Raw genomic sequence first — 19,645 nt, forward strand, 5'->3', positions numbered from 1 at the left:
AGAGATTATGCCATAACCAATTCCAAATAGGACATTTTACTAAGTTAACAGATAAGACATTATCACTTGTTAATCACAAAATAAAAGAAATTTTGCTAATTAGCCTTGCAAGAATTTAGATAACGGGTATAATAGCATTATCAAAAGAGACATGATCTTGACAGCTCAGAGAGAGAAGCCTTGTTCTGGAAGCTTTTCAATTGATCAAGACCCCACCTCTTTTGCCCAAAAGAGTAAGAATATATTAGGTTAGACACCGTTATTTGTCTATAGAGAGACTGCATAGCAGTCTGAATTTTGGGTGGAACCACGCTAATTAACGTCCCAGTGCTAAAGACTAGCACTGGGATTTTTTGTTTCTGGAGGTAATTATGAGTTTTTCAATTTCTTTGCCTGATGGCTCAAAAAAAGAATTTGCAGAAAGTTTAACTGTTGGAGAAGTTGCAAGTAAGATCGCAACTTCTCTTGGTAAAGCTGCTGTAGCTGGAAAGGTAAATGGTGTTCTTAAGCCTTTAGACTTTGTTTTGGATGCTGATAGTGAACTTGCCATTGTAACCGATAAAGATGAAGCTGCCTTAACTGTTTTGCGTGATACTGTAGCTTTTGTCTTTGAAGCAGTTGCTAAGAAGAAATATCCTGAACTTAAGTTGGGCAGTCACGAAGCAGATAAAGAAGGCTTTTTCGTAGATACGGATAAAGCTGATCAAATCAAAGTTAGTGAATTACCTGAATTTGAAAAAGCTTTACAAAAAGTGATCAAAAATGGTGAAAAGATTGAACACGTTCAAATTGCAAAATCAGAATTAGCTGAAATGTTCAAGGATGATCCATATAAGAGTGCACTCTTAGAAGATGAAGCTGATATGGTCGACGCATATAAACTTGGCGATTTTGTTGACTTTGGCTTCCAAGCTTTGTTGCCTAACACTGGCAAGATCAAGCAATTCAAATTATTGTCAGTTGCTGGTGCATACTGGCTGGGTAAGTCATCTAACCCGATGCTTCAAAGAATTTTCGGTACTGCTTTCTTTAAGGCTACTGACTTAGAGGCTGATTTGAAACGTCGGCAAGAAATCAAGGAACGTGATCACAGAACTTTAGGTAGAAACTTAGATCTTTTCTTTGTTGATCCTAAAGTTGGAGCAGGTTTGCCATACTGGTTACCAAAAGGTGCTACTATTCGTCGCGTTGTTGAACGCTACATTATTGATCGTGAAGTAGCTGACGGTTACCAACATGTATATACTCCCGTATTGATGAACTTGGATGCTTATAAGACTTCAGGTCACTGGGCACACTACCGTGATGATATGTTCCCACCAATGGACATGGGTGATGGTGAAATGCTTGAATTGCGTCCTATGAACTGTCCATCACATATTCAAATTTACAAGCATCATATTCGTTCATACCGTGATTTGCCATTCCGTGTTGCTGAATTAGGTATGATGCACAGATATGAAAAATCTGGTGCTTTGTCAGGTCTTCAACGTGTTCGTGAGATGACTTTGAACGATGGTCATACTTTCGTAGCATTAGATCAAGTTCAATCTGAATTTGCTAAGATTTTGAAGTTAATCATGGACGTATACAAAGACTTCGACATTACTGATTACTACTTCAGACTTTCATACCGTGATCCAAAGAACACTGATAAGTACTTTGCTAACGATGAAATGTGGGAAAGAAGTCAAAAGATGCTTAAGGGTGCTATGGATGACCTTGGTCTTGATTATGTTGAAGCAGAAGGTGAAGCAGCATTCTACGGTCCAAAGCTTGATATTCAAACTAAGACTGCTTTGGGTAATGACGAAACCATGTCAACTATTCAGCTTGATTTCATGTTGCCAGAAAGATTTGGCTTAACTTACGTTGGTCAAGATGGTGAAGAACACCGTCCAGTTATGATTCACCGTGGTATTGTTGGTACTATGGAAAGATTCATTGCATACTTGATTGAAATCTACAAGGGTGCCTTCCCAACTTGGCTTGCACCAGTTCAAGCAGAAATTATTCCAGTTAACTTAGACGTTCACGGAGAATATGCTGAAAAAGTAAGAATGGAACTTGCTAAGCGTGGCTTTAGAGTTCAAGTAGATTCAAGAAATGAAAAGATGGGTTACAAGATTCGTGAATCTCAAACCCAAAAGGTTCCTTACACTTTAGTACTTGGTGATGACGAAATGAATGCAAATTGTGTAAATGTACGTCGTTACGGAACTGAAGAACAAAAGACGATGAGCTTAGATGAATTCATTAATGAAATCACTGCTGATGTTAATGAATACTCACGTGAAAACTAGTATAGCTTAATAATTTACACGAAGACCTTGTTTTTTGACAGGGCCTTTTGTGTTTAAATATTAGTAAAATTGGACTAGTTAACATAGCAATATAAGCATTTTTGGATAAAATAAAGTTAAAAAGATAAAAACCACATAAGGAGGCAATAGACCATGTTAGTAACAACGACAGAACGTATTCCAGGTAAAGAGTATGATATTCTTGGCGAGGTTTTTGGCGTAACTACTCAATCTCGAAACATGTTTAGTGATTTTGGTGCTGGAATTAAGTCGATGGTTGGTGGAGAAGTAAAAGGCTATACTAAAATGCTGATGACTTCAAGAGAAGAAGCGATTGCTCGCTTAAAAAGAAATGCTGAAGAGCTTGGTGCAGATGCTGTTGTAATGATGCGATTTGATTCTGGCTCTATAGCGAATGATATGCAATCTGTAGTGGCATATGGAACTGCTGTTAAATTTAAATAGTCAAAAAAACAATTTTTCCTTGACTCATTGTGCTATTACGCGTACAATCTTATTAGTTGAGAACAAGAAGAAGCACCCGCTTCTCGCCTAAGTTAAAGATAACCTCTAGGCTGATCGATAATTTCTGTTGATTAAGAGCGGGTACAAAAGATATCCGCTCTTTTCTTGTCCTCAAATTAACACGGAGGTGAAGAGTCATACCAAAGAATTTGATCTTAAACGATAGAATTCGTTCCCACGAAGTTCGTTTAATTGGTTCAGATGGTGAGCAAGTTGGTGTTGTAAGTAAGAATGAAGCTTTACGTCAGGCTGCTGATGAAGGTCTTGATTTAGTTCTTATTTCACCAAATGCTAAGCCACCAGTTGCTCGAATTATGGATTACGGTAAATATCGTTTCGAACAACAGAAGAAATTGAAAGAATCCCGTAAGAAGTCTAAGACGATCAGTGTCAAGGAAATTCGACTAAGTCCAACCATTGAAGGCAATGACTTTGACACTAAGTTAAAGCACGTACAGAAATTCCTTGTTAAAGAAGGAGCTAACGTACGTGTATCAATTCGTTTTAGAGGTCGAGCAATCACTCACAAGGAATTAGGTCAGCAAGTATTGGAGAAAATGGCAGAAGCTACATCTGACATTGCTACTGTTGTAAGCAAGCCAAAGATGGAAGGCCGTTCAATGTTCTTGATGCTTGCTCCTAAGAGTGATAAGGACAAAAAGAATAAGTAGTTAATTGGAGGAAATAGACATGCCAAAGATGAAAACACACCGCGCTTCTGCTAAGCGTTTTAAGAGAACTGCTAATGGTGGTTTGAAGCGTCACCACGCATTTACTGGTCACCGTTTCCACGGTAAGACTAAGAAGCAACGTCGTCATTTGAGAAAAGCTGCTATGGTTTCACGCAGTGACATTAAGCGCATCAAACAGATGCTTTCCCAAATGCGTTAATTAATAATTAAGAACGATAGTAGGAGGATTTACTGATGCCAAGAGTTAAAGGTGGAACTGTAACACGTAAACGTCGTAAGAAGGTTATGAAGCTTGCCAAGGGTTACCGTGGCGCAAAGCATATGCAATTTAAGGCTGCAAGCACTCAATTGTTTGTTTCCTACAAGTACGCATTCCGCGACCGTAGAAGACGCAAGAGCGATTTCAGAAAATTATGGATTGCTCGTATCAATGCTGCAGCTAGACAAAATGATATTTCATATTCTAAGTTAATGCACGGTTTGAAGTTAGCAGGCGTTGACATCAACCGTAAGATGTTAGCTGACGTAGCATATAATGATGCAGAAACTTTTGCAAAGTTAGCTGAAACTGCAAAGAAGGCATTGAACTAATAGTTCGTTAATGAAAAAGGTCAGAGAAATTTTCTCTGACCTTTATTTTTATTGTTGAATTAAGGCTCGCAAACGAATCTTCTCATCTGGCGAAGTAAAGGCGGCATGAACTGCATTTAAATACAATGTGGTCTCTTCTTTAGGGGTAAGATTAGTTTTTCTTCTAGTAGATGATATTCGCGAGGCAAATTAGTATTAGATACTGTCATATCATCAGAATTGAGTGTAATTTTCATTCCTTGATGCAACAAATTTTTACTGGGGTATGAGTCAATTTGATCAAACGCTTTGGTATTCATATTGGAAGTTGCGTAGCACTCTAGAACGATTTGATTATCGATTAGTTCTTTCATTAGTTGAGGATCATCTGTACAGTGGATTCCATGTCCAATTCGTTTGGCACCCATAGCTAGAGCTTGATGAATCGAATCCGGACTAGCTGCTTCTCCAGCATGAATAGTGAAAGGAATACCTAATTGGGTTGCACGATCAAAGAAGGGCTTGTAATCAATATTTGGAATGGAACCTTCGCTACCAGCTAAATCTAGACCAGCTACGCCTCGATGCAAAAACTTCTTAGCTAGTTTCACTGTTTCCATATTTTCTGTCTGATTATCCTTGAATCGCATTAAGCATAGAATTAATCCGGCATGCAGTTCAGGTTGATTAGGTTCTTTTAGTTGATCAGTTAAAAAACGATCTAGTCCAGCAATGGCTGCTTCAATTGCTGTTTCTTACGTTAATTCTTTTTTAGTATGTAGCTGAGGTGAAAAACGAATTTCTGCATATACTAATCCTTGACTTTTAAGTTCAGTTAATAGATCGTAAACAATCGTTTGTAAATCATGACTGGTTTGCATTAGCTTATTAGGCAAAGCAAACTTTTCCAAAAATTGATCTAGACTTTTACAGCCAGAGTCAACTGATAAATTTTATCGTAGCAGATCATCTGTTAGTGGTGAAAGTCGGTGTTCTCTCATTAATTTTTTGACAGTAGCGAAAGGTACTGAGCCATCTAGATGTAAATGCAAATTGATATATTTTTTTATGATCGTTCCCTTCTAGTGATTAGTCGATAAAAAGAATAATAAGTTAAATTGTTTTGTATTGTAACACTTTTTTAGCGTAACGAAACAAAAATTTCTAATATAAACGCATTTTTGATATTATAGAGAGTGACAAAAAATGGAGAGTTTATATGCTATTTAGACCCAAATATACAATAGATACAATTTATAATTTAAAAACAGAAAAATTAGTTCAGATGGGAATCAAAGCAGTTTTTTCAGATTTGGATAACACTTTGCTTGCTTGGAATAAATTTGAGACCGCTAAAGAAATGGATCGATTCAATCAAAAGTTAGCTAAGGCGGGAATTAAATTAGTAGTTATTTCCAACAATAATGCTGAACGAGTGGGAAAGGTACTCGATCCTTATGGAATAGAGTTTGTTGCTAAATCCAAAAAGCCGTTGCCATTTGCAATTATCCGTGAAGTTGAAGAGCTTGGCTTGAAAAAGGATGAAGTAATGATGGTCGGAGATCAATTAATTACTGATATGCAGGCTGGTAATTTAGCTGGTGTTAAAACAGTTCTTGTTAAACCATTAGTGGAAACAGATAAGTGGAATACAAGAATAAATCGTTTCTTTGAAAAGATAATTTTTCTCTTTTTAAATCTAAAACGTCGAATTAAGTTTGAGGAGAATTTGAGAAATGGATAATGAAATTATTTGCATTGGTTGTGGTGCAAAGTTGCAGGCAGAGGATCCAAATAAAGCCGGTTTTTTGCCTACCAGTGCGTTGAATAAAGCAATTGAAGCAGAAGACCAGGAAGTATACTGTCAGAGATGCTTCAGGTTACGACATTACAATGAAATTATGCCGGTCGATTTAAACAACGATGATTTTTTAGCATTGTTAAATTCGCTTGCTGAAAAGAAGGCTTTGATTGTAAATGTAGTTGATTTGTTTGACTTTTCAAATTCACTCCTTAGCTCGCTAAAAAGATTTGTGGGGAATAATAAATTTATCTTAGTTGGTAATAAATTTGACCTATTTCCTAAAAACTCTCGTCAAAGCAAAATTAAGGATTGGATGAGACAAGAAGCAAATCGCATGGGTTTATATCCAGAGAAAATCTTTTTGATCAGTGCCGCTCGACAAAAGTTTTTGGATGAATTAATTGAATATCTAAACGCAAATTCACAAGATCAGGACATCTATTTTGTCGGCATGACTAATGTAGGTAAGTCAACTTTAATCAATGCTATTATTGACAAAATGGGTGATATCAAGGATTTGATTACTACATCAAGATTTCCTGGAACAACTCTAGATCGAATTGAAATCCCTTTAGATAATGGTCATTATTTAGTTGATACTCCAGGAATTATGACTGAGAATCAATTAGTTGCTCATCTCGATCCTAAAGATTTAGCCCTAGTATCGCCGAAGAAGCCTTTAAAACCAGCTACTTATCAATTGCTTCCTGGTAATACCTTGTTTTTAGGTGGATTAGGTCGAATAGATTATCTTAAGGGTGAGTCAACTAGTTTTACAGTTTATGCACCAAGAGAAGTCTATGTACATCGTACTAAAGTAAGTAACGCAGATGAATTTTATCGTAAACATAATGGTGAGATGCTGACTCCACCAGTCGCAAGTAAGGATTTACCCGAATTAAAAGGGCAGGAATTTCATACCACTTATAAGAGTGACTTGCTTTTTGGTGGAATTGGATTTATTACAGTTCCAGAAGGTTGTGTAGTAAAAGCCTATACTCCTGGACAAATTGGCTTAGGAATTAGACGTGCATTGATTTAAGTTGAGGCAAAAAATGGTTGAACAACAGGTTTTAAAACAGATACCAATTACTAAGGTACAACCAGAAGAAGCAAGGACTAATAAGGGTCGTCAAATAGGAATCATGGGAGGAACCTTTAATCCGGTTCACATAGCTCATTTGGTTGCAGCTGAACAGGCAATGACCAAGCTTAGATTAGATGAAGTTTGGTTTATTCCAGATAATATCCCTCCTCATAAGGATGCCCCATTAACATCCGCAAGGGATCGTGCTGCAATGCTAGACTTAGCGACTCGGGACAATCCAAGATTTAGAGTGAAATTGCTGGAGCTATTTCGTGGAGGCGTTTCTTACACTGTAGACACTTTGCGGTACTTGAAGGAAAATGCTCCTGAAAATGAGTACTATTTGATTATGGGAAGTGATCAGGTTAACAGTTTCCATACCTGGAAAGAACCCGATGAGATTGCTAAAATGGCTACTCTGGTAGGAATCAGACGTCCAGGCTATCCTCAAGATCCCCAATATCCACTAATTTGGGTAGATGCGCCAGATATTCGTTTGAGTTCAACGGCGATTCGGTTATCAGTTAAGACGGGGACCTCAATTAGATATTTGGTTCCTGAAAAAGTAAGAGAATATATCAAAGAAAAGGGGCTCTATCTTGACTAAGCTTAATTTTAAAGATACTTATTCATCTTTAACTAGCAGTGAAATTGTTGCTAAAGAGCAGTCAAATATGGATGATGCGCGGTTTCAACATTGTGTAAGAGTTAGTGAGACGGCTCGAAAATTAGCTGAGCTTAATAATTATGATCCTGATAAGGCTGCACTTGCAGGCTTTGTTCATGATTATGCCAAACAAGTCCCTGTTGAGGAATACATTAAGGTAATCAAAACTAAGAATTTTGATCAAGATTTATTGAACTGGAGTCGAGCTATTTGGCATGGAATAATAGGAACATACTTTATTCAACACGATTTAAGGATAGATGATCCAGAAATTATTCAGGCTGTTAATCGTCATACAACTGCTGATGTTGAAATGACTACGCTCGATAAAATTGTATATATGGCTGATTATATTGAACCAGGAAGAGATTTTCCTGGTGTTGAAGAAGCTAGAAAAATAACCTATAAAAATTTAGATGCTGGTGTGGGCTATCAATTGGCACATACATTAGAATACTTAATAGAACATAGAAGCAAGATTTATCCACGGACATTAGAAGCATATAATGTGTGGAGTGTAAAATAAGGAGAAACAAATTTGACAAGTACAGAAATTTTAGATTTTGTTGCAAAAGCAATCAGTGATCGTCATGGTGAGGATACCGAAGCATATGATATGCGTGGTATTAGTGTTTTAGCTGATTATTACGTGGTAACTAGTGCAGGATCGAATAGACAATTGCACGCTATTGCAAATTCTATTATCGATGAAGCACATCAACTTAACTATTATAATTACCGAATTGAAGGGACTAGAGATTCTAACTGGTTGTTAATTGACCTGGGAGATGTGGTAGTGAATATCTTTACTAAAGATGCGCGTGAATTCTATAACCTTGAAAAGTTGTGGCTTGATGGTAAGAAGGTAGAATTGAAGGAAGATTAACCGGCATGAGTGTTGTTGGTATTATTGCTGAATATAATCCTTTTCATAGTGGGCATGAATTTTTGTTAAATCAGGCAAGATTAGTAGCTGGCAATGATCCGATTATTGTTTTGATGTCAGGAAATTATGTTCAACGCGGCGAAATGGCAATTATGAATAAACATGCTAGAGCCAAAGCTGCACTCAAATCTGGGGCTGATTTAGTTTTTGAATTGCCTTTTTCAACAGCAGTTGAACCTGCAGACTTATTTGCGCTTGGCAGTATTGACCAACTTAGTAAGTTAGGCGTTGAAAGTTTGGTTTTCGGTGTAGAAGATGCTAATTTGAATTTTAACTATTTAGGCGGAAAAATTGCTGAAATTCCACAAAATCATATGGATTTCAATGATTATAGTCAGACATACTCTACCCAATATAATCAAATGGTAGCACGAGAAGTTGGATTTGAGGTTAATGAACCTAATTCAATCTTAGGGTTAGCTTATGCTGTAGCAAATTATAATCTTGGCGAACCGATGCAATTGTATCCCGTTAATCGAATCGGAGTTAATCATGATGATCTGTTGCAACGCAATGGTTTAGTTCAAAGTGCAAGCGCAATAAGAAATCTGTTGTTACATGATGAAAATAAAGAAGATTTACATCAATGGCTACCTAAGGAAGAAGCTGAGCAACTGATCGCTCAGGCGCTTTATCCAAACTGGAATATTTTATATCCATTTTTAAAATATCGGGTTGAGTCTGCTAGTTTAGCCGAATTACGACAAATTTATCAAATGAGCGAAGGGTTAGAATATAAATTTAAACAGGAAATTCATCTAGCTAATGATTTTACAGAATTTTTGCGCCATGTTAAATCTAAGCGCTATACTTATTCACGACTCAGGAGATTAAGTCTATATACGTTATTGAATGTAACTTACGATGATATGATTTCAAGTTTTAACGACGAATCTTTGCTTTTATTGGGCTTTAGCAAAACGGGTCGACAATATCTTAAGCGGATTCGGAAAGAATCATCAGCTAAAATAATTTCCAAAGTCGATAAGCGAGACGCTAAAAGTGGATCGTTACATTTGCAAGTACGAGTAGATCGTTTATTTGAGCAATTAATGTCGACAGATCAGAATTTTGGTCAGCGACCAATTGAGGTGTAGAAATGTTAACAATAAATTTTTTATCAATTAAAAATGATGCTTCGCCATTAACTCACATTGAAGAAGATGTGACAATGAGAGAAGAATTCTTAGAGCGTGCTAGTCAATTGCTTTTTAAAGCTAAAAATGTTCACGTGAGTGGCGATTTGTTTTATCAAGAACCATATGTTACGGGAAATTTTCATGTAACTGCAGACTTAGTAGTCCCTTCAAGTAGAAGCCTAAAACCGGTTGAATATCATCAAGATTTTACTTTCACCGAAAACTACTCATTGGATCAACCTACTAAAGCTGAAGCAGCTGAAGAAATGGATCCAATCGTTAAAGTTGAAGATAATCAAATCGATTTGCAAACTGCAATTGAAGATAATATTTTATTAAATATTCCGGAAACTATTCTTACTGATGAAGAAGAAAAAGAAGATCTTTATCCTAAGGGAAGCAATTGGGAAGTTGTTTCAGAGCAGAGCTTCGAAGAAGGTAAAAAGAATCAAATAAATCCTGCATTTGCAAAGCTAAAGGACTTGTTTGCAGATCAAGATGACAATGGAGATAATAAAGAGTAATATATTTACGAATACGTTAGTTTTGCCTTGTTTTTATGGCATTTTTAACATATTATTTAAATGTAGAAATTTTTTAATAGTTGTTCTCAATTAAAAAACAAATTATATGAGCGAGGAACTTGATAAAGATGGCAAAGATTCTAATTATTGAAGATGAAAAAAATTTGGCTCGTTTCGTACAGCTTGAATTAAAGCATGAAAATTACGAAACTGTAGTTGAAAATAATGGTCGTAAAGGTCTAGAAGATGCTTTAAGTCAAGACTTTGATGCGATCTTATTAGATTTAATGTTACCTGATCTAAACGGATTGGAAATTGCTCGTAGAGTGCGCCAAGCTAAGACTACTCCAATCATTATGATGACTGCGCGTGATTCTGTTATTGACCGTGTTTCAGGACTTGATCATGGTGCTGACGATTACATTATTAAGCCATTTGCAATTGAAGAATTGCTTGCGCGTTTACGTGCAGTATTACGCCGTGTAAAGATCGAAAAGGAATCACAATCAGTTAGTGTTTCTAAGCAACAAATTGTCCGCTTTAAGGATTTAACTATTGAAACTGCTAATCGTATTGTCCACCGTGGAGATGGTAAAGTTATCGATTTAACAAAGCGGGAATACAATTTATTGATGACTTTGATTGAAAATAAAAACAACGTTGTTAGTCGTGATCAATTGTTGAGTAAGATTTGGGGACCTGAATCCAATATTGAAACCAATGTTGTTGAAGTTTACGTTCGTTACTTACGTAACAAGATTGATATTCCTGGTAGACCATCGTACATTAAGACCGTTCGCGGCACTGGTTACATGGTAAGAGATGAGGAAGATGTCCGTCGCTAAAATAAAGACTGCTGAGAAAGAGACCAAACATTCATCCCTAATTGTAAGATGGGTTATAATCGTCGCTTTGACGATCGTGGTCTCTTTTACTATATTTTCGATTGTAATTTATTCAACCGTTAGTCAGCAGTCTATGAGTCAACAACGAGAAACTTCTGAAAAAGTTGTTTCTACTCTGGATGATCGCTTAACATCAATTAATCAAGAATTACAAATTTCAAATGTGATACCGTCCTTATCGCCAAGTACTAAGCGGATCCTTATGAATGGATCAGGCAGTAGCATTATTAAAAGACAAAATTCGTCTGCTTTTAATGATGATTTATTGGCATCGGTTACTAATCCTGATATTGAAGCGGTAGTGTATAACCTGCATAATGAAGTGGTCTTTTCAAATGGCCCTAGAACACCAAAATTAGTTAAAATCTCTGGGGAAGAAAAGACTAAAAAGCTAAGTGGCCCTGATGGGGCATTTCTTGCTACCTACAAAAAAGTCAGATCATCAAGCAATGGTAAATTGACAGGTTATATTGTAGTTATTAACCGAATGTCCTATTACAATCGTTTAATGCGAAACTTGTTAAATTGGATGATTGTCATCTCCATTGCAGCAATTATCATCTTTACAGTCGTATCTTTCTTAGTTGTTAAAGATGTGGTAAATCCGATTAATCAGATTTCAGAGGTTGCGCGTGAGGTAAATGCTGATCCTAATAGCGAGGTTAGGATCCAATCGTTAAATCGTCATGATGAATTGGAAGAATTGGCTTCTAGTTTTAATAGTATGCTGGATCGCATGCAACGATATATCGAACAACAGAAAGAATTTGTTAGCGATGTTTCTCATGAATTGCGAACTCCCGTTGCAGTTATTGAAGGGCACTTGAATTTACTTGAGCGCTGGGGTAAAGACGATCCTGAAATATTAGATGAATCAATTCATGCATCATTACAAGAAGCAGATCGCATGAAACACTTAATTCAGGAAATGCTAGATTTAACAAGAGCTGAACAAATTAATGTTCAATATCCTAATGCTGTAACTAAGGTGGTTGATGTTTTAGCAAGAGTTACTAATGATATGGCTTTGGTACATCAAGATTTTAAGGTTCAGTTGGATATTGATGATTTACCTGAAGATACAGAAATTCAAATTTATCAAGGACATTTAGAACAGCTATTAGTAATTTTGATTGATAATGGAATCAAATACTCTACTGATATTAAACAAATTAATGTTTCAGCCGGAGTAACTAAGAATAGCCTTAGAATCATAGTGCAAGACTTTGGTGAAGGGATCTCTGAGGAAGACCAAGCCAAAATTTTCAACCGTTTTTATCGCGTTGATAAGGCAAGAACTCGTGAGCGTGGTGGTAATGGGTTAGGTTTGTCCATTGCTCAAAAGTTAGTTACAAGCTACCATGGTAAAATTTCAGTTGATTCTGTTTTAGGACAAGGTAGTCAGTTTATTATTGATTTTCCTGTTTTAAGCCATGAAGAGGCTGAAAAGCTAAAGGCTCAGGACGAAAAAAAGAAAATACACCAGGCATAAAAATACCCAATCCTGAAAATCCATCAGGATTGGGTATTTAATTTACACTAGTTTTTATGATTCTTATTTTGCTTACCTTGGTTACGTTTGCGTAAATCTTGGTGTAAGCTTTCTTTTTCAACATTGTTTACCTTTTCAGCTTTGCCATTGAAGAGATTATCAATGGCTTCTTTAGTAACCACGACTTCGGTTGGCGTATCAGATAATTCCTTATTGATACGGGTCTTTTCGCTTGGAGTGATGATGAAGGTGACAATTGCCTGCTGGATAATCATCATGAAGTTACCTGCTGCCCAGTATAGAGCAAGAGCTCCAGAGAAAGATAAACTGAAGAACAAGGTCATAATCGGATTCATAAACATCATTGATTGCATAGCTTTCTTTTGTTCTGCTGGAACACCGATCAATGACATATAAGATTGAATTACCGCAAAAACAGTAGCGACAATTGCTAAAACTACTGACTTACTACCCAATGAAATACCAAAGAAGCTAGCTTGTTTAAGTGTTGTAGAGTACAAAACAGCTTGATAAATTCCAATCATAATTGGGAATTGGATCAATAATGGCAAACAACCAATACCACCAGTTAGAGAAACGTTATTTTTAGCGTATAATTCTCTCTGCCAAGTAGATAATTGCATTTGTTGGTCTTGAGTAATCGGCTTGCGTCGCATAGCAGCCTGAATAAGTTGCATTTGTGGTTGCAAACGCGCCATCTTCTCTTGTTGAACGACGCTCTTCTTCTGCTGGTTCAACATTAGAGGCAAAAGAATCAATCTGATTACCAAAGTAATGATTACGATTGACCAACCCGTACCATTCACGCCACCAATCATTTGACCTACTTTGATCATTATGTGTTGGAATGGAATTCCTAGCCATTGATAGATCCATGCATAAGGTCCACTAGTAGGTGGGGTATTTGGATTGCCACTGGAACATCCAGTCAAGACTAATGCTAAAATGGTGAGCATGCTCATCAATGCAAGATATTTTTTAAATTTTTTCATCAATAATCACCTGTAAAAAAATAATCGACTCTAATATAATACATGAAATCCATGCATTTTTTCCACTTTTCCCAAATAATTAGTATCAATTTTACTAATTTTGGCAAAAGGGGAAATTTTTTGAGGCAGGAGTGCGAGAAAATTATCCATCTCAGATTGTTTTCCCTGCAAGCGAATCGTTACCGTAAGATCTGGATTATTTTGCACAGTCCCTTTTAAGTCTAATTCTTGAGCAGCTGTTTGGACGCTCCAACGAAAGCCTACTCCCTGAACTACGCCTGAAGCGATAAATTCCCAAGTATCAGCTAATTCTTGTGGTCCATCAATTTTATCTTTCTTATTCTTAAAAAATTTCATTTTTAACCTATCTTCTTTTGCTTAATCTACTCGTTCGTGTCATAATGCGATTATAACAGATTAAATATCTAAACTAAAATGTAGGAAGAGTTATGGAAAGAATCGATTCGATCAATAATAAATTTATCAAAAACATTAGTAAGCTTGAACAAAAGAAGTATCGTGAGAAAACTGGTACATATCTAATTGAGGGTTTCCACCTAGTTGAAGAGGCGTTGAAGGCTAAAAGAAAATATACTTTCATCTTGGCTACAGAAAATGCATTAATGCAAGCAGTAGCAAGTTTGGGTCTCGACCCAAACGATAACCGGATTGTGCTGATTAGCCAAAAGATAGCGGAACACCTAAGTGCCACGAAATCCCCTCAGGGCATTTTTATGGTGTTGAAAATTAGTCAACCTAAAAATTTTTCATTCAATTATGGTAAATGGGTTATGCTTGATCATTTAGCTGACCCCGGAAATGTAGGTACCATTATTAGAACTGCTGATGCAGCAGGTTTTACTGGTATAATTCTATCTCCAAGAAGCGTTGATCTATATAACTCTAAAGTTCAACGTGCCATGCAAGGAAGTCAATTTCACCTGGACCTGGTAGTTGGTGATTTATATGATGCGGTAGCTGATTTTAAAGCTTCAGGGATTCCAGTATATGCCAGTATGTTAGATCCTAGAGCCAAGGAACTAGCAGCATTTGTGCCTGCCCCTCAAGTCGCAATTATTATTGGAAATGAAGCTCACGGTGTTGAAGCAAAATTAGCAGAATTAGCAGATGAAAAACTATATATTCCAATTTTGGGTAGAGCCGAGTCTCTGAATGCAGCAGTAGCTGCTGGGATTATGATGTATCATTTTGCTTAGAGTATTTATACTTGTATTTAGTAAGTAAGTTCCATATAATATATTTTAAAAGGTTAATAATTAGGGGGATTAATATATGGTACAAGGAGCAGAAACAAAGAACAAAGGTGGTTGTAAACCAGAGGATTACGAATTATGTAATCATTTCATTAACGCTTTTCAAATTATTGGTAAAAAATGGAATGGCTTAATTATCAGTTCTTTATGTGATACTGAAGATATGCGTTTTAAGGACCTTGCACGTTGTATTGAAGCATGCTCAGATCGTGTCTTAGTTGAACGGTTGAAGGAATTAGAAGATGCTAAGATCGTAAGAAGATCTGTTGATAGTGAAACTGGAATTATTTCATATGGCCTTACTAAAAAAGGGGCAGAATTAAAGCCAGTCTTTGACCAGGTTCATAATTGGGCTGACAAGTGGGTTTAAGAAAAAACTTGCATGAAAAATTAAAATGAATTATCCTAATACATAATTACAATATGCAAGACTAGTAGCAGTTAATACTTTATCAGAGAGATTTCTTCTAGGCTGAAAGAGAAATCAAAAGCAAAACTGTGAATTTCACCTTGTTTAAGTAGGATCTAATCAATTCCGGTATTTCACCGTTATCGAAAACTTAAGTGTAGGTACATTGTACCTAAACGAGGGTGGTACCGCGAAGCTTCGTCCCTGGAGGGCGAAGCTTTTTTGTTTGGGAAAGGAAAAATTACATGGACTTGTTTGATAGATTAAAGCAACTTCGCGAAGAAGGACTTGCAGAAATAAAAAAAGCTTCAGATGAGCAAAAATTAAATGAAGTTCGCGTGCAGTTAGTCGGTAAAAAGGGAGAATTGACTAAAATTTTGCACTCAATGAAAGAAATTTCACCTGAAAATCGTCGTGAGGTTGGTCAAAAGGTAAATGAATTGCGAGATTTATTTAACAGCCAACTTGATGAGACTAAGAGTGCCATTGTCAAGGCATTGATTGCCAAGAAAATGGAAGAAGAACGAGTTGATGTTACGCTTCCTGGTAGAAGAAGTGCAGTTGGTGGCAAGCACCCAATTTATGAGATTTTGGATGACTTAGAAGCTTACTTTATTGGTATGGGCTATCAAGTTGTACAAGGTCCAGAAATTGAAACTGATCACTATGTTTTCGAAATGATGAATTTGCCTAAAGATCACCCTGCTCGTGATATGCAAGCTACATTCTACATTGATCCAGAAAACTTATTGCGTAGTCAAACATCTGGAGATCAAGCGCGAGTTTTAGAGAAACATGATTTTAGTAAAGGACCTTTGAAAATGGTTGGTCCTGGTAAAGTTTACCGTCGTGATGATGATGATGCGACGCACTCTCACCAATTTATGCAAATGGAAGGTTTAGTCATTGATAAACATGTAACTATGGGAGATTTGAAAGGTACACTTGAATTGACCGCAAAACATATTTTTGGTCAAGATCGCAAGACTAGACTGCGCCCAAGTTACTTCCCATTCACTGAGCCATCTGTTGAAATGGATGTCTCTTGTTTTAACTGTGATGGTAAGGGTTGTGCAATTTGTAAGTATACTGGCTGGATTGAAGTTCTAGGAGCTGGAATGGTTCATCCAAATGTACTAGAAAACGCTGGAGTAGACTCAACTGTTTATGGTGGTTTTGCCTTCGGCTTAGGATTGGATCGTTTTGCAATTCTTAAGTATGGTATTGATGATATTCGTGATTTTTATACAAATGATGTTCGTTTCTTAGAACAATTCCGTAAGGAGGAAAAGTAATGCTCGTTTCATACAATTGGTTAAAAGATTTTCTTAAATTGGATCAAGAACCAAATGCTTTAGCAGAAAAGATTACTAGAACAGGTGTTGAAATTGCAGGCGTTGAGCATCCTCAAGCTGGTTTAAAGAAATTAGTTGTTGGTCATATTCTTGATTGTGAAGATATTGAGGGAACTCACCTTCATTTGACCCATGTCAATGTGGGTGAAGATGAACCATTACAAATCGTTTGTGGTGCACCTAATGTAGCTGCTGGTCAAGATGTAATCGTTGCATTACATGGCGCAAGAATTGCTGGCAATGAAAAAATTAAAAAAGGGAAAATTCGTGGTATTGAATCATTTGGTATGATCTGCGGAATGCAAGAAATTGGTTTCTCAGATAGTGTTGTTCCTCAAGATGTAGTTGACGGTATTTACGTTTTTCCTGAAGATGCAAATGTTAAACCAGGCGATGACATTTATGAAGCTTTGGGTATGGATGATTACATTTTGGACTTTGATATCACCCCTAATCGTGCAGATACGCTTTCAATGGAAGGGGCAGCATACGAAGTTGGTGCAATTGTTGCTGAAAAGCCAATTTTGTCTGAAGCCAAGGTTGAAGAAACTGGAGCTGACTGGACTGGTGAATTATCAGTGACTGTAGATCCAGAATTGGCTCCTAAATTCTATTTGAGAAAAGCTACCAACGTTAAGATTGGTCCAAGTCCACTATGGATGCAAAGACGCTTATGGAATGCTGGTATTAGACCAATCAATAATGTAGTTGATATTACCAACTATGTAATGCTCCTTACTGGTCAACCTATGCACGCTTATGATGCAAGAAGTTTTACTTCAGGCAAGTTTGAAGTAAGAAAGGCTCATTCAGGCGAAAAATTAGTTCTTTTGAATGAAAAAGAAGTTGACCTTGATCCAAATGACATTGTTATTACTAACGGTAATGAAGCTGTTATGATGGCTGGTGTCATGGGTGCTAAGAATTCAGAAGTAGAAAACGATACTACTGATGTTATTTTGGAGTCCGCCGTATTTGACGGAACTTTGGTACGTAAAGCTGCTTTACGTCATGCCAATAGAACCGAAGCTTCCAGCAGATTTGAAAAGGGAATTAACTGGGATAACGTTCAACGTGCAATTGATATTGCAGCCAGCTTACTTGCTCAATATGCAGGAGCTACGATTGCTCAAGGAATAGTTAAGGCTACTGATCAAGCTAAACCAGCAACTAGAATCGAAACTACAGTAAGTTACATCAATAATGTTTTAGGAACTGAGATGTCTGGCGATGAAATGAAGACTATTTTAGATCGCTTAAACTTTGATAGTGAAATATCTGATGATAAATTGGTTGTTGATGTTCCAAATCGTCGTTGGGATGTTTCAATTCCTGCTGATTTGGTTGAAGAAATCGGTAGAATTTATGGTTATGATAATATTAAATCTACTCAACCATTATTAGCAGAAACCAATGGTGGCTATTCTAAGGCAGAAGAAAAAATTCGTCGAGTTAAACGAATTGTTCAAGGCCAAGGATTATTGGAAACTATTTCATATTCTTTGACTTCACCAGAAAAAGCTGTTCGCTATACCATGAATCCTAAACCAGTGGTTGCGGTTGACTGGCCTCTGAACTCAAGTAGATCGACATTAAGACAAAACGTATTTACTGGATTAGTAGATGCAGCCAGCTATAATATGGCAAGAAAGCAAAAGCAACTTGCTTTGTTCGAACAAAGTAGAGTTTATGATCATGAAAATGGAACTTACAATGAGCATGAACATTTAGCTACTTTATATGCTGGCGAAACTTTCGCTGAAAATTGGCAACATCGTGGTGAAAAGATTGATTTTTACTTCGTAAAGGGTCAATTAGAGAATCTATTTATTGCTTTAGGAATCGATTTAAACACAGTAGAATATCGTGCTGTTGAAGTTGATGGAATGCATCCTACAAGAACTGCTGCAATTTATATTGATAAGCAATATCTTGGCTTAATTGGAATGGTAGCTCATATGATTACCGTTGCTGAAAAGAGCTTAAGAGGTGCAGAATTATACGGGTATGAAATTGATCTAGATGTCTTGAGTCCATTTATCACGGAAGGTATGACTGCACAAGCAGCTCCTAAATTCCCTGCAATTGAACGTGACTTGTCACTAATGGTTGCTAAAAATGTTACTAACCAGCAATTAGAAAATGTCATTCGTGCTAATGCTGGTAAATACTTGAATCAATTAAAGGTTATTGACGTTTATGAAGGAAGTCATATTGAAGCTGGTCATAAGAGTTTAGCTTATAACTTAACATTTTTGAATCCAAATGATACTTTAACCGATGAAGTTGTAAATAAGAGTATTGATCAAATAGTGGCTGCTTTGGAAGAAGATTTGAATGTCAAAGTTCGTTAGTTATTGACTTTGTGATCATAAAACAATATTATTGATCAGTGACTAAATGAAAAAGAAAAAGGAGTTTAAAAATCCATGGCAGAAAAATCATTTCCAATGACTGCTGAAGGTAAGCAAAAGCTTGAAGCAGAGTTGAAAAATTTGAAATTAGTAAAGCGTCCAGAAGTTATTCAACGAATCAAAGTTGCACGTTCATTTGGAGACCTTTCTGAAAACTCTGAATACGATGCAGCTAAGGATGAACAAAGTCATCTTGAAGATCGTATTGCTCAAGTTGAAGAAATGCTTAAGTACGCTCAAGTGGTAGATGCTGATTCAGTTGATCCAGATGAAGTTGCAGTTGGTAAGACAGTAACCTACACCGAAGTCGGTGAAGATGAACCTGAAACTTACACGATCGTGGGTAGCGATGAATCAGATCCATTTAATGGTAAAATTTCTAATGATTCCCCAATTGCTAAAGCTTTGCTTGGTAAAAAGAAGGGTGAAACAGTTTCAATTTCTACTCCAGGTGGAAAATTTGATGTTGTAATTAACGATGTTAAAGCCTAAATAAAATAATAAAAAACCTCTGACTTTGTAAAAC

General features: G+C 36.6%; 21 protein-coding genes, 1 pseudogene and 2 other annotated features. Of the genes and pseudogenes, 19 read left to right on the plus strand and 3 right to left on the minus strand.

Going from position 1 to position 19,645, the window contains the following annotated elements:
- The first annotated feature begins 371 nt into the window (after nt 1-371).
- The 5 genes from thrS to rplT all read left to right on the plus strand — a co-directional run bounded on the left by thrS (nt 372) and on the right by rplT (nt 4,111).
- Entirely contained in the window at nt 372-2,303 is a 1,932-nt protein-coding gene (thrS, locus tag BN52_RS00005) for a threonine--tRNA ligase (RefSeq protein WP_008471942.1), read from the plus strand.
- A 153-nt stretch (nt 2,304-2,456) separates the two neighbouring features.
- The gene (locus BN52_RS00010; RefSeq protein WP_008471943.1) at nt 2,457-2,768 is read left to right on the plus strand and encodes a heavy metal-binding domain-containing protein; all 312 of its coding nucleotides are present in this window, start codon (nt 2,457-2,459) and stop codon (nt 2,766-2,768) included.
- A gap of 58 nt (nt 2,769-2,826) precedes the next feature.
- Nucleotides 2,827-2,940: a sequence feature (ribosomal protein L20 leader region), on the plus strand.
- Between the two features lie 37 nt (nt 2,941-2,977).
- Nucleotides 2,978-3,499 (plus strand): translation initiation factor IF-3, encoded by a 522-nt coding sequence (infC, locus tag BN52_RS00015; protein ID WP_008471944.1) that lies wholly within the window; start codon nt 2,978-2,980, stop codon nt 3,497-3,499.
- A 19-nt stretch (nt 3,500-3,518) separates the two neighbouring features.
- Nucleotides 3,519-3,719, plus strand: coding sequence for a 50S ribosomal protein L35 (gene rpmI, locus BN52_RS00020; RefSeq protein ID WP_008471945.1), 201 nt, complete (start codon nt 3,519-3,521; stop codon nt 3,717-3,719).
- A gap of 35 nt (nt 3,720-3,754) precedes the next feature.
- Entirely contained in the window at nt 3,755-4,111 is a 357-nt protein-coding gene (rplT, locus tag BN52_RS00025; RefSeq protein WP_008471946.1) for a 50S ribosomal protein L20, read from the plus strand.
- Between the two features lie 48 nt (nt 4,112-4,159).
- Here rplT and add read toward each other — a convergent pair.
- Nucleotides 4,160-5,001 (minus strand): annotated as a pseudogene (gene add / locus BN52_RS00030) (adenosine deaminase).
- A 308-nt stretch (nt 5,002-5,309) separates the two neighbouring features.
- On the opposite strand from add, the gene BN52_RS00035 reads away from it, so the two are divergent.
- The 9 genes from BN52_RS00035 to BN52_RS00075 all read left to right on the plus strand — a co-directional run bounded on the left by BN52_RS00035 (nt 5,310) and on the right by BN52_RS00075 (nt 12,654).
- On the plus strand, nt 5,310-5,834 hold the full coding sequence (locus BN52_RS00035; protein WP_008471950.1) for a YqeG family HAD IIIA-type phosphatase: 525 nt from the start codon (nt 5,310-5,312) through the stop codon (nt 5,832-5,834).
- On the plus strand, nt 5,827-6,936 hold the full coding sequence (yqeH, locus tag BN52_RS00040) for a ribosome biogenesis GTPase YqeH (protein ID WP_008471951.1): 1,110 nt from the start codon (nt 5,827-5,829) through the stop codon (nt 6,934-6,936). The genes BN52_RS00035 and yqeH overlap by 8 nt, the downstream gene beginning before the upstream one ends.
- Nucleotides 6,937-6,949: 13 nt before the next feature.
- A complete protein-coding gene (locus tag BN52_RS00045; protein WP_008471952.1) occupies nt 6,950-7,588 on the plus strand; it encodes a nicotinate-nucleotide adenylyltransferase in 639 nt (212 codons plus the stop codon).
- Nucleotides 7,581-8,174 (plus strand): bis(5'-nucleosyl)-tetraphosphatase (symmetrical) YqeK, encoded by a 594-nt coding sequence (gene yqeK / locus BN52_RS00050; RefSeq protein WP_008471953.1) that lies wholly within the window; start codon nt 7,581-7,583, stop codon nt 8,172-8,174. The genes BN52_RS00045 and yqeK overlap by 8 nt, the downstream gene beginning before the upstream one ends.
- 12 nt (nt 8,175-8,186) lie before the next feature.
- Nucleotides 8,187-8,534 carry a ribosome silencing factor gene (gene rsfS / locus BN52_RS00055; protein ID WP_008471954.1) on the plus strand — a complete coding sequence of 116 codons (348 nt, stop codon included), beginning with the start codon at nt 8,187-8,189 and terminating at the stop codon, nt 8,532-8,534.
- 5 nt (nt 8,535-8,539) lie between these two features.
- Entirely contained in the window at nt 8,540-9,691 is a 1,152-nt protein-coding gene (locus tag BN52_RS00060) for a nucleotidyltransferase (RefSeq protein WP_008471955.1), read from the plus strand.
- 2 nt (nt 9,692-9,693) lie between these two features.
- Nucleotides 9,694-10,257 (plus strand): YceD family protein, encoded by a 564-nt coding sequence (locus BN52_RS00065; protein ID WP_008471956.1) that lies wholly within the window; start codon nt 9,694-9,696, stop codon nt 10,255-10,257.
- A gap of 128 nt (nt 10,258-10,385) precedes the next feature.
- Nucleotides 10,386-11,102, plus strand: a complete 717-nt coding sequence (locus BN52_RS00070) for a response regulator transcription factor (protein ID WP_008471957.1) — start codon at nt 10,386-10,388, stop codon at nt 11,100-11,102.
- Nucleotides 11,080-12,654, plus strand: a complete 1,575-nt coding sequence (locus tag BN52_RS00075) for a HAMP domain-containing sensor histidine kinase (RefSeq protein WP_008471958.1) — start codon at nt 11,080-11,082, stop codon at nt 12,652-12,654. Before BN52_RS00070 ends, BN52_RS00075 begins: the two co-directional genes overlap by 23 nt.
- Nucleotides 12,655-12,701: 47 nt before the next feature.
- Here BN52_RS00075 and yidC read toward each other — a convergent pair whose 3' ends face one another.
- Both yidC and BN52_RS00085 read right to left on the minus strand, forming a co-directional pair.
- Nucleotides 12,702-13,667 (minus strand): membrane protein insertase YidC, encoded by a 966-nt coding sequence (gene yidC, locus BN52_RS00080; protein WP_008471959.1) that lies wholly within the window; start codon nt 13,665-13,667, stop codon nt 12,702-12,704.
- Nucleotides 13,668-13,697: 30 nt separating this feature from the next.
- Nucleotides 13,698-14,024 carry an acylphosphatase gene (locus BN52_RS00085; protein WP_008471960.1) on the minus strand — a complete coding sequence of 109 codons (327 nt, stop codon included), beginning with the start codon at nt 14,022-14,024 and terminating at the stop codon, nt 13,698-13,700.
- Nucleotides 14,025-14,116: 92 nt separating this feature from the next.
- Here BN52_RS00085 and BN52_RS00090 point away from each other — a divergent pair, with 92 nt between their 5' ends.
- The 5 genes from BN52_RS00090 to greA all read left to right on the plus strand — a co-directional run bounded on the left by BN52_RS00090 (nt 14,117) and on the right by greA (nt 19,611).
- Nucleotides 14,117-14,884, plus strand: a complete 768-nt coding sequence (locus BN52_RS00090; protein WP_008471962.1) for a TrmH family RNA methyltransferase — start codon at nt 14,117-14,119, stop codon at nt 14,882-14,884.
- Between the two features lie 76 nt (nt 14,885-14,960).
- Nucleotides 14,961-15,311, plus strand: a complete 351-nt coding sequence (locus BN52_RS00095) for a winged helix-turn-helix transcriptional regulator (RefSeq protein ID WP_008471963.1) — start codon at nt 14,961-14,963, stop codon at nt 15,309-15,311.
- Between the two features lie 42 nt (nt 15,312-15,353).
- Nucleotides 15,354-15,559, plus strand: a binding site (T-box leader).
- A 36-nt stretch (nt 15,560-15,595) separates the two neighbouring features.
- The gene (gene pheS, locus BN52_RS00100) at nt 15,596-16,645 is read left to right on the plus strand and encodes a phenylalanine--tRNA ligase subunit alpha (protein ID WP_008471964.1); all 1,050 of its coding nucleotides are present in this window, start codon (nt 15,596-15,598) and stop codon (nt 16,643-16,645) included.
- The gene (pheT, locus tag BN52_RS00105) at nt 16,645-19,059 is read left to right on the plus strand and encodes a phenylalanine--tRNA ligase subunit beta (protein WP_008471965.1); all 2,415 of its coding nucleotides are present in this window, start codon (nt 16,645-16,647) and stop codon (nt 19,057-19,059) included. Before pheS ends, pheT begins: the two co-directional genes overlap by 1 nt.
- A 75-nt stretch (nt 19,060-19,134) precedes the next feature.
- Nucleotides 19,135-19,611 (plus strand): transcription elongation factor GreA, encoded by a 477-nt coding sequence (gene greA / locus BN52_RS00110; protein ID WP_008471966.1) that lies wholly within the window; start codon nt 19,135-19,137, stop codon nt 19,609-19,611.
- Nucleotides 19,612-19,645 lie beyond the last annotated feature (34 nt).

It is taken from the genome of Lactobacillus gigeriorum DSM 23908 = CRBIP 24.85 (genome assembly GCF_000296855.1).
Taxonomy (GTDB): domain Bacteria; phylum Bacillota; class Bacilli; order Lactobacillales; family Lactobacillaceae; genus Lactobacillus; species Lactobacillus gigeriorum.